Here is a 13630-nt window from a genome sequence, read left to right on the forward strand (position 1 = left end):
TTTGAGGCTCCACGCTAGGCTCAGCCTCTCGCCTGATGGAGCCGCACTTCGGATGCCTCGCCTCGACAACCGCTTCCTCCTCGCCGCCGTGGTCGACCGCATCATCTACGGCCAGGAGGACACCTTCCGGCATGAGGACGCCGCCGAGTTGCTCCGGCAGATGCCGGCGCCGAGCCCCTGGCGCCAACTCCGTCTGCCCATCGACCTCAAGGTCGAGGGCAGCGTGCCAGGCAGCCGGATGAAGGGCAGTGCCGCCGGCCTGGGCGATGTTTCAGTGGAAGGTGACCGGCGCAGCTTCGCCTATGACAGCCAGTCAGGCCGTACCATCCGCATCGGCCAGTGGAAGCTGCGGCACTCCGCCGGCTTCTGGGAAGCGCTGCGAGGCAAGGCAGCGATCGAGATCGTGCAGACCATGGGTGAAGCCGCCAAGGAAGGGCGTTCCGCCGTGATGGTCTACCAGCGCGGCGAGCCGGTCGAGCTGCTCGGCTTCCGCGAGAACAGGAACAGCCTCGGCCAGTACGCCATCATCGTCTCCAAGGCGCTGCCCTGGAAAACGCCGGTGCACGGCGAGGCGGTCGAACCCGGCTACGAGGTCGCGACACCGCACGGCAAGGATGGCGGCGTGTTCCGCTCGGCTGCCTGACTGCATGGATTGGAGATCGCTCAGCGCAGCACGTCGGACATCTGGCGGGCTGTCTGCGGCGCAGGGTTGCGCCTCATCAGGCTTATGAGCTGAAACTTGACCACAGGCTGCACCGGTTGGCTGCAGCGGCAAGAGGCCGACAGCGCAGCGTTGGCTCCCTTAGCCACTCACGGAGATAACGCCTCGCGAAGCTGCCAGCCGGCAGGGGGAGCGGCCTCGCTCTCCCTGCGCAGTCTCAGGCAGCCTGCTCGTTCACGCGGCTTTCGGCGATTGTTGTCAGCTTCGCGTCCGTCGCCTTCTCTTCCTCCAGGGTCTCCTGCAGGACCCTCGCGCAGTCCTGGCGGCCGAGCTGCTTGGCGAGGGCCACAAGAGTGCCGTAGCGGGTCATCTCGTAATGCTCGACGGCCTGGGCCGACGCCAGCATGGCGGCGTCGAGCACCTGCGGGTCGTCGCAGTCGCCGATCACTTCCTTGGCCTCGGCCAGGATGCCATCCATGGCGGCGCAGGTGACACCCTTCACCGGCTGCCCGTGCATGTTGAAGACCTGCTCCAGCCGCTGCACCTGGTTCTTCGTCTCAAGCAGATGCTGCTCGATGCCGGCGACGCGATGATGACCTCCGCATCATTCGTGCCGAGCCTTGCGTAGCACCCTGCTCCCGGTTAACGGCCATGCAGGAAGACGTTAAGCCGGCCCGATACGAGTGTGCGCGTAACGCCTTACAGCCTATTAGATGCTTTGCTTCATCAGCTGGAACTTGATGCCTAACTCTGACAGATCGGGGAGGAAATGAGCGCTGCGGCTAGGCAACTGAGCTGTCGATATCGAAGGTCGTGCGACACCCTGCGAGCGGCTCGATCGATCCTTTGATGACCGCTCTCTACCTCAACGAACGCAATCAGCAGTGATTGGCGCCCTCGTGCTCAATCCATGGTGCGCGCCCAGGCGTGACCGAACTGGATGTAAAAGGCGGTGCTTTCCGGCCCCCGCGCCACATCCACGCCGAAGTCGATACCGTACCTTCGGGCGATTCGGTATCTGATACCCACTCCGTAGGTCCAAATATCGTTCCGCGCTTCGTAGAGCCTAGAATTGTCCGCGAATGTCTGCCCGTAACCGCCGAACACCACGCCGGCCCAGCGGGGTGTGAACTGGTGGCGCAGCTCGGCCTCGGCGCTCAAGGCCGTGTCTCCCTGGTAGCGGCCATACTGAACGCCGCGAAGGTCCACCCCTGGTGACATGAAGAATGGTGCGCCCTTAGAAACGGAATCGATGCTCAGCTTAGCGCCGATGGACCATTCCTCGCTCATTGTCTGAAATGCTTGGATGTTCAGTTGTAGCTCTGTGAAGTCCTTCGCGCTGCCTAAAGCAGCGGAATAAATATCGTGTTTAAGAACAGCATTCATACCTTGCGTTGGCGTGAACGGGTTATTTCGCGAATCGTAGTTCAGCGACAGGCCAAGTGCGGCATAATGGCGCTCTCCTGTGACTCGGGCGACCACCGTGTTTACTTGTTCTGCAAGGGGACCTTGCGACTCCACTGAAACATTGGAAGACCGGTAGATAAATCTTGGCCCAAGAGAGAGGGGTGTGTCGGGAATTCTGTATCGTAGATTTCCGAAGGCAAATCGCATTTCGTTATCGTAGTTAACCTCGGTGCCGCCACCAAAAGGGAAGGTTGGCAAGGTCAGGTTGGCAAGTCCTAACCCCGCACGATAGAGCAGTTGGCCGTCTGCCAGCGAGCCTTGCTGCAGCAACCCGCCCGCCCAGGACCTGTTCCCAGTATACCCCCCTCCCAAGATAGTACGGCCAGGCGCAGCACCAGGCGTGTCCGAAGAGCCGATGAACTGCCCCGCAATGCCAAGACCCCCTTCAACCGCGGGCTCGGTGATGATGACCGGAACCGGAATAAAGCCTCCCTGGCTGAGGATGTCGGAAACGTCAAAGAGCTCATCTTCTGTGTCAAAGAACCTGGCGCTCCAATCAGAGGCTTGAGCCGCTGGCAGTAGAAAGCCCTGGAACATGATGCTGGCAAGAACCGCCTTCAGGACTCTCATATCGTGCGATCGGTGTTTCATTTGCCGCCAGTCATCAGTAACGGGAGGGCTACTCACCTCTCCTCGTGAACGGTGCCGAACGGCCGGCATTTTGAAGAGCCGGAGCAACGATAACCGATCTTTCAGATACGCAACCGGCTCCATGGCTAAAACTGGATATTGAGCGCGACAAACGGGCCGCTGAATGAAAAGTCACGAATCAGGTCGTCACGTCCCAGCTCATACTGCAGATGCCGGTAGCCCAGGGTGACACCTGCCCATCCGGATTGATACGCGATCCCGCCCATGGCCTGCCAGGTGATCCGGGACGACCCGCTTCCAATATCGAAGGCATAAGGCAGGAATACATCCCGCCCCAGTTCGATGCGTCCACGAAAGCCGATGATTCCGTCAAACAGGGTCGCGTCGCGCTTGAGCTGTCCTGTGTCAGTGGAGGAGGCCGTCACTCTGGACGTGGCAGCCTCCACCGAAATCGTCGCCGTTGTCCGGGCCGATAGCGAAAAGAGCCGGAACCCGGCGATTCCATCGACGTGCCCCCAGTCACCGCGCGCCAGGGTGTAGCCGCCGCCCAGCGTCCAAAGTGTGCCGTGCAACGAAGTTTTCGTGGCCACGTCCAGCGATGCCGAGATCGGCGTTCTGGATTCTTGTAGGAACTCGACGGAATCCACCCGGCTACGAGTACTGCCGAGGTCAAGGTAGATGAAGTCGGTCAGAATGGACACACGGTCATGGCGCGCCTCCGCCGCGACCATGGCGGCGAAGTTAAGCGCCTCGAGCAGGTTTGGTGCATCGACGCCGATCCGGGCGACCGTCGCATCTCCGGCGCCGCGGGGCAGAGTGTAGCGCAGATGACCGTCGATGGAGGGAAGCCACGCATAAGGGGTGATAGAAAATTCCCATCCCGGTTCAGATGCGGTCACTGACTGCGCGGCGGCATCGTCGCCGGCGAACACGCAGGTGAGGGCGAACACTGCTCCCCGCCACCATGGAGGAAGACTCTGGCATTTACGGCCCATTCGCGTTTCCTTCCCTTGTTTGGCCATTCCCGCGTGAAAACTCCGGAGCCGATTGCCACGCCTCATTCGATCTTCATTAGAGATCCGCAGGACGCTCTCTAGAATGGAGGCGCGCGCGATCTATCACTGGCTAGCCGTCTTGCATGGCGGTCAGCGTAGAGCCAAACCAGGACCGTGATCCGCGTGCCCGCCTGGGCAGACCCCTCCACTAGAACGTCATCCCGAGACCGATGGAGAAGCCCTGTATGTCTTTGCCGAAGACATAGCGGCCTACCAACCGCATCCTCTGCAGATACAGTCCCACGGCACCGATGTGATGCGCGCTGAAGTCGAGCTCGACCCCGCCACCCACCTTGCCGAGCCAGGCCAATCCTAGTGCCGTCTTCTGGTCGCCGATGAAGTATGATCCGGTGCCCTCAACGACCCAGCGCACCGGGCGCTGCATGACCTCGACGCCCGTCGGCCAGCGGTAGCGTCCCCAGAGGTTGATGGTCGTCGTATCTGCCGCTCCATCGGCGATCTTGCCGGTGCTGTTGAAGGCCTGGAGATGCATCTGCGTGGCGCGCAGCTCGATATCGATCTCACGTTCAGGGAGATGGTCGTAATAGGCCAGCATGAGCGCGCCGCCGATCCCTGCGGCGGAGACCTGGCCCTGCGTCAGGAAGTCCACCCGCCGGTCAAAGCGGTAATCCAGATACGCCCCGGCTAGTGCGGAATCCGATCCAACATACCCAAGCGTGCCATTGATGATTGGCCTTAAGTAAAGGTTCCGGGCGATGTTGAAATCATAGCCGACCCCGATCGTTCCGGCGAAGCTGTTCCATCGCGTCGGCAAGCGACGCCGCTCCTCGCCGTCACTGAAGACGAACACCGGATCGTAACGAGCGTAGCCAAGGAATCCTTCAAGGTAGAGAGGAAAGCTTTCGCTGACCGTGAAGCCCGCGCCCAGTTGGGTCATGGTGAGGCCGGCACTGTTCTCGCCCGTTCCGACACCATTGTCGATCTGCACCGAGCTGGCGGAGTTGTCCGGGACGGCGGAATAGGCGAGCACGCCTAGTACCCCGTTGACTGCCGAGCGAATGCCAGGCCCGAGCAGCCGCCCGATGTCGCGATCACGGTCCATAGGCTGTGACATGGCTTGTAACGGTGCAAGCAGCAGTGCGGCTGCCAGCAGGCAGGCGCGATACCATGCCGGCGGCATGATGACGCGCTGGGCAGCCGGCACAGCGGGCCGCCCTCCCGCCTCGGCGGAAAAGGCCGCGCTGCTGCCCGTAGCCGGCGACCGGGGCTCCGCCGGGCGCTCCATTTCGCGAGGCGGGCGGCAGGGGCGCTGGGGCGCCGAATCGATCTTCCGGCGGCCGCCGCCTTTCAGCCGCATCCCGACGCTCCGCTATCCTGCCTTCCTGGAGGCTCCATTCGGCCCGTCAGCCAGATCCATCCCGTCAGCCCTATGCGCCAGGGCGGCCGGCATTCAAGCCGCCGATACGGCGCTGAAGCTGGCGGTGCCGCGACATCCCACCCGCTGCGGGAGGCGGCGGTGGGCGGGCATCGGCTAATCCGCAACACGGCTCCACCCCGGACCCGGATTGTATCGCAGAATGGCCGCCGCCACCTGCGCTGTATCGGAGCCAAGATCCTGTTCCCACACAATGCCGTTGTGATTGACCAGGAAGCTCTTGATGCCACTCTCCCCATATTCAACCGGTATCGCCAGCACGGCGAAACCGCCGATCAGCCTTCCGCCGATCCGGTAGTCCAACGCGCCGCCTGGCGCCACCGGTCCTTGCGCTGTGAGGATGCGGTAGACATAGCCATTGAACGGAATCGGGCGATCGTCGCGCTCAGGGGCATCGGTCATGCCGGCCGCCGCCAGGAACGGGCCGAGCGGGCTGTCCGCCTGCCCCGGCCTGCTCGGCCAGTAGAGCCCGTCATGGCGGCCGGGCCGGGAAAAGAAGCGATCTGCATAGGCTACCATGCCGCCGGCACGGCCGGGGCCCGCAGCATACTCGATCTGTGCGGCGACGATCAGGCGCAACGTCTCGATCGTATCCAGTTCATTCCGACCGATCCGCTGCACGGCCAATGCATCCGCTCCCGCCGGTACGTCGAAGCGCCAGCTCCCTCCTAGTCGCACCATCGGGATGGCAAAGGGGAAACGATCTTCACCGATCAACAGCTCGGCGCGTCCGGGCGGAAGGAGAACGATCTCATGCCGGGCGGAATAGGCGGCGGTGAAGCGCTGGCGGGCGGTGCGGCTTTCTGTCGGGTCGCTGGCGCGGATGAGGCCGACTCCCTCATCGCCCAGCATGCGTCGGAGCGCATGCAGATCATTCTGCCGAACCGCCGCAGCCAGGGCGATGAAACCGGCCTCGGCGGATCGGAACCCGTGTGGCAAATCGGGCGCATCCGCGCGCGCCGGCTCCGCCGCCAGAAGCAGCGCGATACTCAGGAGGAAGAGGCGCCGGATCATCGCCGCCCCCGCATGCCGCCATGCGGCCTGCCTCCATGTGCCGGCAGGCGGGCAGGCCTGTGGGCGGCGGCGTGGCTGGCCTGCCCGCGTTCGGCGGCGGCGCGGATACGGGGCCCCTGGCCGACGCCCTGCAGCGCTTCCCCGCGCGGGTGGCCCTGGACGGTGCCAGCCGGCCGGCTGGCCGGCCGCGCCGGCGCGGGACGCTCACGCACATGGGTGGCCGACGACGGCCGGGGGCGCCCATTGGCGGCATGGTGGACCGGCGCCGAAGCCCGTCCCGCGCCGCGGTGCGGCGCCTGCGCCGCCCGGCCGCGCAGCGCATCGGCGGACGGAACGGACCGCGCCGCCGCATGGCCACGGAAGCGCTGGTTCAGGGCCGGCTGGCTGTAAGCCACGCCATGCCGGTGGGCGACATCATGACGCCACTGCGCGTTGTTGATCGCCGTCCGGTTGACGTTGATCGAATTGAAGCGATTGACGTTGATGTCGACATCCCCCCGTCCCCAGCTGGGCGAGGCCCAACCCCAGAGCGAGCTGACAATGGCCACGCCGCCGGCGAAGGCCATGCCGGTGAGGAGCGCTGTGCCGACCACCTCGCCGGTGCTAGGCGGCGGTGGTGGCGGGGGATAGGCCGGATAGGGCCAGGCGCCATACACCATTTGGGGATTGTAGGTCGGCACATAGACGATTTCGGGCTGTGCGGGGGCGATGGTGATGACCTGCTGCGGGGCGGGCACCTGGGCTGGTGCGGCTCCGCCCTGCGTCGGTGGCGCGGCCGGCGCGGGCGCAACGCTCACCACCTGCTGCGGCCCGGAGGTCAGCGAGCCGGCGGCCTGCGCCCTGGCGCGCAGCGACTGGATGGCATTCATCACGTCCTGCTGTTGCGCCAGAAAGGCATCGCCCAGCTTCTGCGTGCCCTCGAGGTTGGCGTTCATCGCCCTCAGCACATCGGGGAAAGGCACGAGCGATTTGACCGATGGGTCCCAGTCCTCCGTCTCCAGCGCCTTGGCCAACGCCTCGCCTTTCAGCGCCTGATGTGCCGGGTCCTGCAGCCAGCGCTGTGCCAGCACGATCTCCAGCGGATAGGTGGAGGCCATCAGCACCTGCGCCAGCAGCGCATCGGGATAGAGCGCGATCGGCGCCAGCATCTGCTCCAGCTCGGCCTGGCTGGGCGGCTTGGCGACAAGCTGGTTGCCGGGCGCCGTCGTGGCGGGGGGTGGCGACGCCGCCGGCTGCCCCATCGCCACCGGCAGCAACGTCGGCCCCTGCGTCACGCAGAGCCCCAAAGCCACCATCAGCCGCGCCGCGCGACACCAGGGCTGCACCCATTCCCGTACCGGCATCCGGCTCACCTCTTGCCTCGCATCGCGGCGTGCCGCGTCAGGGCCTGCGAGGCTGGACGCTGACCACCAGCGCCTCGGCATAGGAGATATCCACCTGATCTCCCGGCGAGAGGCTGCGGGCAAAGTCCCAGACCCGCTCGTTCCGCACGGCCACGCGGCGCTGCATGCCGCGAGGACCGGTGAAGGTCACCGTGCGGCCGGCCGCATCCACATTGTCGATGCGTACCCGGACACGGATGGCATCGCCCGCCGCACCCGCCGGGCGCTCTCCCGGCTCAGCCCGGGACGCGGCCGCCCCTCCAGAAACCGGCGGCCTTCCGTCACCCGGCGAGGCCATCGCAATGGCCACGGCCTCACGATAGTCGACCTGGAGGGTATCGCCCGCCTTGACCTGCGCGAGGTTGCGGATCTCGGGGCCGACCTGTGCTGTGGCGAGATGGTCGTCTGGCAGGCGCAGCAGCACCTGCCGCGCGCGCAGATCAACGCTCTCCACCACGGCCGTGACACTCTCGCCACGGACCGCGCCGATGGGTGCCGGCATGGTCTGCGCCAGCATTGCCGTGGAAGCACCCGTGAGGCAACTGACCACCATCGCCATGCCCAGCGCCCGGCCAGCCATCATTGGATATGCCATCATCCTAGACTCTCTTTCCTGCGGCATCATTTCAGCACGATCTCGACGCGGCGGTTCTGCGGCTCGCGCACGCCGTCGGCGGTCGGCACCAACGGACGGCTCTCGCCGAAGGCCTGCACCGTGATGGCGGAGCGGGCAACACCCAGGCGGGTCAGCTCGGCAGCGACGGCGTCGGCGCGGCGCTGCGACAGGCGCTGGTTGTACTGCGGCGTACCGGAGCGGTCGGCGTGGCCGGCTACTTCGATGCGGGTCGCCTGCACGCGGCCGGAGTTCTGCGCGGCCTCGGCGATGATCTGGCGGGCCCGGTCCGTCAGGTCGGCGCGGTCGAAGTCGAAGAACACCAGGTAGGTGCGGGCCGGGGCCGGAGCGGCGGCCGGAGCCGGAGCAACCGGAACCGGCGCCGGCGGCGGGGCCTGGTTGAAGGCATAGCGGACGCCCAGCATCACTGAATGATTGTCATTGCTCAGCTCGACATCGCCACGGGTGACGATGCCGTTCACCTGATTCACGCGGGTTTCGATCTCCGGCTTGGTCGTGCCAAAGAACCGGTACTCAGCGGTGATGGCTAGGCCCGGCACGGCGGTGATGGGGAAAGCCGCGCCCGCAATGCCTTGATAGGCCAGCACGTCGTCCTCACCATCAATCAGCAGCCTGGAGCCGCCGGTGGCGATGCCGCCGGTGCCATCGGCCTGGAAGCGTGCCCAACCGAAGCCGGCGCCGAGATAGGGAACGATCCAACGCGGCCCGCCGAACATGCCCGCGAGGTCGAAATCATAGAGCACATTGACCATGGCCCCCCAGCTGCGCTGCTTGCCGCCGATCCCGAGATAGGATTCCGATCCGAAGCCGGAGATGGTGTCGGTTTTGTTCTCGCGGAAATTCCCCTCAATCTCGGTGCGCAGGCCATTGCCGAAGCCGTAGCCCAGGCTGACTACTCCGACCCACCCATCGTTGCTCTCGAGTGTGCCGTTCGAATCCGCGCCGGGAATGACTGCCCGTAACGTATCACCGGCCGCACCGCGAACATTCACATCGGTGTCCTGGAGCCAGTTCCAACCGGCACCGGCGCCAAGATAGACCCCGTTGACCGGCTGCGACATGACAGGCATCGATACGGCGGTCGCGATTGCCGCCAAGCCGACCATGACAGATGTTCTGCTGATCATCCTGTTTCTCCAACCGATCGAAGGGCGCTCTTCCGTGCCGCAGCATCTCTGTCGTGGCAGCATGCAGTCGATGCCGGGCCACAATCATGCTAGCTCGCGACGGCAACCAAGAGCGATCAGGCATTCACCTGATAATTTGCAGGATTTCGCTTGAGACCGGATGCGGGAATCCTCCCAGGCATCAAGATCAGATTGAGGTTATGTTGTTGCGAAGCGCGTAGCGCACCAGATCTACGATTGAGTGTGCGTCGAGCTTGCGCATTATCGCTGCGCGGTGAGTCTCAACGGTCTTGAGGCTAATATTCAAACGGACTGCGATTTCCCTGTTGCTCTTGGCTTCCGCAAGAAGCTGCAGAATTTCCCGCTCACGATCTGTCAGGGATGGCTGCGTCGCCGTTGTCTCCTCGGTCGGTGTGGCGGCGCGAAGAAAGCCTTCCAGGATCGTCTCGCTGACCTTCCAGTTGAAGTAGGGCCGATGGGCGGCCAGTGCCTCAACAGCGGAGACGACGTGTTGCCCCGCATCGGATTTCAGAAGATAGCCCTTCGCTCCAGCCGAAAGCACTTCCCGGATCAGTTGTTCGCTTTCGTGCATCGTAAAGATCAGGACTTCGGTACAAGGGGAGGACCGGCGGATCTGGCGGGTCGCGTCCAGGCCGTTCATCGAGGGCATGGAGACATCCAAGATGGCGACGTCCGGCCGAAGCTCCATCGCCGCCTTTACCGCGTCTCGCCCATCCGACACTTCAGCGCAGATTTTCCAGGACGGCCGCGCCTCCAGTAACGCACGCAGCCCGTGACGCACCACATCGTGGTCATCCGCGAGAAGAATGCGGATTGAGGTAGGCATCTCACCCATAGGCCGCCTCTCCCCAAAAGGTAGTCGCTGCGAATATCATTCTATCACTGGGATATATATCGAGGCCCAGACAAGTCCGTCCTTCGCATTATGCTCCCATACAAGATCATGGAGTTACGATTTTGCTTCCCGGCGAAGCCGCTCGGAATCGAGCAGGATACCGATACGGTGCAGGAAAGTTCTTGTATATGCAGGCGTGTTTCAATGTAGATGGCTAGCATCAGCCACGTTCCCTAGTTTGTGGCGACAATCACGCTGGCAACGCGTTGGAGACATTCTAAGGACTGGCTCGAGCAGGATCACCTGGACGCGTATAAGCTCAGGGAGCAGGATAATGCCGGGGTTATGGACGCGGTCATCCGGTTCCCAAGAGCAGGAACTTACTCTTCTGAAGCCATGGAGGGTGGGCGCTGCCTGCCTGATCCTGACCTCCCTCGTGATCGTTCTTGGTCAGACAATTCGTCATCATCGAAATGCCGAGCGCCAGTTATACGCCGCAGGCGCGGACATGTCGCGACGCCTGGCCACGGCCTCGGACCATATCATTCTGGCATCCCTGACTAGGCTCGAACTGCTTTCGCATTCAGACATGCTGCGGGAGGAGAACCTCGCCGGCTTTTCCGATGAGTTGCGGAAGGCCCAGGGAAATATTGGAAACTGGTTCCTGCTCTTTGATCGGAATGGCCGGGTCTTCATCAATACGCTCCGGCCCTTCGGCGATCCGAGTATTCCGTCTTTGAAGACCGAGAACCCTGAGGTCCGCAACGCTGTTGAGGCAATTATCGAACGCAAGCACGCCAAGATCGACCGGCTGCGGCATGCTCCCCTTGCCGGCATCGAAGCCGTGCTTACCACGCAACCGCTTGCCACCGGCAATGGAACGCGTCTTGGGCTGTTGGAAGCCATTCCACAATCCGCCTTCATCAGCAGGTTGCCTGATATCCAACTACCGTCCGGGTGGCTTGGCGCCACAATGGATGATTGGGGCAGTATTGTTGCCTCAAAGCGCGGCTCCGAAATGGCCGAAGTGGGTACGGCGCAGCTGCGCGACATTCTCAACGCTACCACCGACCAGCGGGACGGACATCTGGTCCTCAAGCGCACGGCATTCAGAATACAGGAGCTTGTCTTCCAGCGGTCCGAGGTTACTCACTGGATCAGCTTTGTCATCGTCGATCGTTACCACCCTTCCGCCATCATAGCTGCCCTTACCTTGGGTCTGGTGTTGATCGGGATGGCCCTGCTGTATTTCATAGATTTCAGCCTTATAAAGCTGCGCCGGAACCTGACAACACCGCTGGGTACGTTGCAAGCTGCGCTGCACCACTCGCTTCATCGGCAACGCAGTTCAGAAGAAGATCTCCGCGCCTTCTGGTCCCACTCCGCAGACGGTCTCTTCATCGCCGCCCGGCGCCCTGAAGGGGCGGTCATCGAGATGGCCAACAAGGCCCTTCTCCGCATGGTTCAGCCGGAAGGAATCAAGATCCAGCATCTATCCCTGGACACGATGGATGCCGCGCATGCCGCTTTCCTCCACACCTGCCTGTCCAAAATTCCTCCTCCCGGCGACACAATCCAGTTTCGGCATGTCATAGGCAGTAGAGCTCCCAAGCTAAGCTATGACGTTCACCTCACCACTGTCGTCGGCCATCATTTGCAGGATGGCACCAAGATCTTCGGCACGGTTCGCGACGTAACGGAGGCCGCACGGATCAGGCGTTACCTACGAAAGATCGGATCGCTCCTTCTTTCCGCTCAGGATGCCGAACGCAGACGAATAGCCCGGGATCTGCACGACAGCACCGCCCAGATCTTCTCAGGTGCCGATATGTTCCTTTCCAGAATTTGTAGTGCGGACGCGGATTCGGCCCAGCGCTTGCAGGATGCGCGGGAACTGATCGCACAAGGACAACAGGAGATTCGAACCCTCTCCTATCTGCTGCATCCACCGCTTTTGGATGAACTCGGCATTATTGCTGCGCTCGAATGGCACATCAACCGCCTGCGGCGGCAGACCGGAACAAGTATTCGCCTCATTAGTTATGGCGACTTTGCGGCTGCGGAGCTTCCATCAGATTGCGAGCTTGCGCTGTTCCGGGTGTCGCAGGAGGCTCTCTCGAATGCCATCCGCCACGCCGCCTGCACGGAGATCCGGGTAACACTGGAACTCGAAGGCAATCATGTCGTGTTGACTGTTGAGGACAATGGGAGGGGTATTTCCACCCCATCACGGGAAGTAACAAGCTCTGATCAACTCGTCGAGTTCGGCGTGGGCGTCTACGGCATGTCGGAAAGACTGCGCCATCTCGATGGTGAGCTTCTGATTTTCCCAGCGGAACCCCGTGGAACCTGCGTCAGGGCAATTCTTCCGCTGCCGCTGATCAAGCCCGCTGTTTGAGACTGCTGGTGACGCGGATCCGCTGATTCCCCCAGGTCGCTTAGGCATCTGCGGCACTGCGGATGCGCTAGCCGCCGCCAGCAGGAACGCGTTGCACAATACAGGGATTCTAAGGGTAAGATCAGTGATTCACCTGATAGGGCGAAAAAAGATCCTTGGTTAGCATTGCCCTCATCTTGTGATGAGGAACGGCCATGCACCCATCACCCACCTGGGCAACGCCCGCCCCGAACTTCCGTACGGCCGCAAGCCAACGGAACCGTTCGCTGCCGGGCATAGAGATCGCCTTTGCTGTTATGAGTGCGCCGTCACCTTCCGGCGCGCAGAGCGATCATGACGAGATCGCCAAGCAGTTGGCCAATCCGGTCGCCAGCCTCATCAGCGTGCCACTACAGAACAACTTTGACTATGGAGGCAGGACTGGAGATGCCTTCCGCTACACACTTAACGTTCAGCCGGTGATTCCGATCTCAATCGATGAGAATTGGAATCTGATCACGCGCACTATCCTGCCGATCAGCCATGCCGAGAGGGTCTATCCCGACCACCGGTCAGGACTTGGCGACGTGACGCAAAGCTTCTTCCTCTCCCCGGCGCGTCCTACCCGGTCGGGCATCACCTGGGGTGCCGGTCCGATCTTCCTGTATCCCAGCGGCACTGAGGGGCTGGGTCAGCGGCAATGGGGTGCGGGACCTACCGGTGTGATGCTGAAGCAAAGCGGTCCGTGGATCTACGGGCTGCTGGCCAATCACATCTGGAGCCTCGGCGGCACACCGGACACCACGCGGGATGTCGACGCCACGTTCCTTCAGCCCTTTATCAACTACGTCACGCCAGGGCAGACAACTTACTATCTTAATACCGAGAGCCGTTATGACTGGTCACGGCGTGACTGGACCGTGCCTATCAATATCGGCGTTAATCAGCTGGTGTCGGTCAGCGGCCAGCGTATGCAGTTCGGTGGCTGGCTGCGCTACTTCACTGCGTCGCCATCGGGAGAGTCGGATTGGGGCTTCCGCCTTAATCTTGTCTTCGTGTTTCCAGGATGA

General features: G+C 62.8%; 12 protein-coding genes and 1 pseudogene. 4 read left to right on the forward strand and 9 right to left on the reverse strand.

What is annotated here, in order from left to right; all coding sequences use genetic code 11:
• Positions 1 to 52 precede the first annotated feature (52 nt).
• Entirely contained in the window at positions 53 to 643 is a 591-nt protein-coding gene (locus tag ACFOD4_RS19050) for a hypothetical protein (RefSeq protein WP_379599011.1), read from the forward strand.
• A 235-nt stretch (positions 644 to 878) separates the two neighbouring features.
• On the opposite strand, the pseudogene ACFOD4_RS19055 reads toward ACFOD4_RS19050, so the two are convergent.
• The 8 genes and pseudogenes from ACFOD4_RS19055 to ACFOD4_RS19090 form a co-directional block, all read right to left on the reverse strand.
• Positions 879 to 1229: pseudogene (locus tag ACFOD4_RS19055) on the reverse strand (YciE/YciF ferroxidase family protein); the annotation flags it as partial.
• A 335-nt stretch (positions 1230 to 1564) separates the two neighbouring features.
• Positions 1565 to 2755, reverse strand: a complete 1191-nt coding sequence (locus ACFOD4_RS19060) for a BamA/TamA family outer membrane protein (protein WP_379599012.1) — start codon at positions 2753 to 2755, stop codon at positions 1565 to 1567.
• An 89-nt stretch (positions 2756 to 2844) separates the two neighbouring features.
• Positions 2845 to 3669, reverse strand: coding sequence for a porin family protein (locus ACFOD4_RS19065; RefSeq protein ID WP_379599013.1), 825 nt, complete (start codon positions 3667 to 3669; stop codon positions 2845 to 2847).
• 253 nt (positions 3670 to 3922) lie between these two features.
• A complete protein-coding gene (locus tag ACFOD4_RS19070; RefSeq protein WP_379599014.1) occupies positions 3923 to 4939 on the reverse strand; it encodes a hypothetical protein in 1017 nt (338 codons plus the stop codon).
• 327 nt (positions 4940 to 5266) lie between these two features.
• Positions 5267 to 6184: a DUF2950 family protein gene (locus tag ACFOD4_RS19075; RefSeq protein ID WP_379599015.1), complete on the reverse strand. Its 918-nt coding sequence runs from the start codon at positions 6182 to 6184 to the stop codon at positions 5267 to 5269.
• On the reverse strand, positions 6181 to 7527 hold the full coding sequence (locus ACFOD4_RS19080; protein WP_379599017.1) for a DUF3300 domain-containing protein: 1347 nt from the start codon (positions 7525 to 7527) through the stop codon (positions 6181 to 6183). The genes ACFOD4_RS19075 and ACFOD4_RS19080 overlap by 4 nt, the downstream gene beginning before the upstream one ends.
• 37 nt (positions 7528 to 7564) lie before the next feature.
• Positions 7565 to 8164 (reverse strand): hypothetical protein, encoded by a 600-nt coding sequence (locus ACFOD4_RS19085; protein ID WP_379599018.1) that lies wholly within the window; start codon positions 8162 to 8164, stop codon positions 7565 to 7567.
• Between the two features lie 23 nt (positions 8165 to 8187).
• The gene (locus ACFOD4_RS19090) at positions 8188 to 9261 is read right to left on the reverse strand and encodes an OmpA family protein (RefSeq protein ID WP_379599019.1); all 1074 of its coding nucleotides are present in this window, start codon (positions 9259 to 9261) and stop codon (positions 8188 to 8190) included.
• On the opposite strand from ACFOD4_RS19090, the gene ACFOD4_RS19095 reads away from it, so the two are divergent.
• Positions 9260 to 9481, forward strand: coding sequence for a hypothetical protein (locus ACFOD4_RS19095; RefSeq protein ID WP_379599020.1), 222 nt, complete (start codon positions 9260 to 9262; stop codon positions 9479 to 9481). The genes ACFOD4_RS19090 and ACFOD4_RS19095 overlap by 2 nt on opposite strands.
• A gap of 33 nt (positions 9482 to 9514) precedes the next feature.
• Here the strand turns inward: ACFOD4_RS19095 and ACFOD4_RS19100 are convergent, their stop codons facing one another.
• On the reverse strand, positions 9515 to 10183 hold the full coding sequence (locus tag ACFOD4_RS19100) for a response regulator (RefSeq protein WP_379599022.1): 669 nt from the start codon (positions 10181 to 10183) through the stop codon (positions 9515 to 9517).
• Positions 10184 to 10586: 403 nt separating this feature from the next.
• On the opposite strand from ACFOD4_RS19100, the gene ACFOD4_RS19105 reads away from it, so the two are divergent.
• Both ACFOD4_RS19105 and ACFOD4_RS19110 read left to right on the forward strand, forming a co-directional pair.
• Complete coding sequence (locus ACFOD4_RS19105; RefSeq protein ID WP_379599023.1) at positions 10587 to 12581, forward strand: sensor histidine kinase; 1995 nt, start codon at positions 10587 to 10589, stop codon at positions 12579 to 12581.
• Positions 12582 to 12775: 194 nt separating this feature from the next.
• Complete coding sequence (locus tag ACFOD4_RS19110) at positions 12776 to 13630, forward strand: transporter (RefSeq protein WP_379599024.1); 855 nt, start codon at positions 12776 to 12778, stop codon at positions 13628 to 13630.

The sequence above is a fragment of the Teichococcus globiformis genome, from assembly GCF_042646265.1.
Classification (GTDB): Bacteria; Pseudomonadota; Alphaproteobacteria; order Acetobacterales; family Acetobacteraceae; genus Pseudoroseomonas; species Pseudoroseomonas globiformis.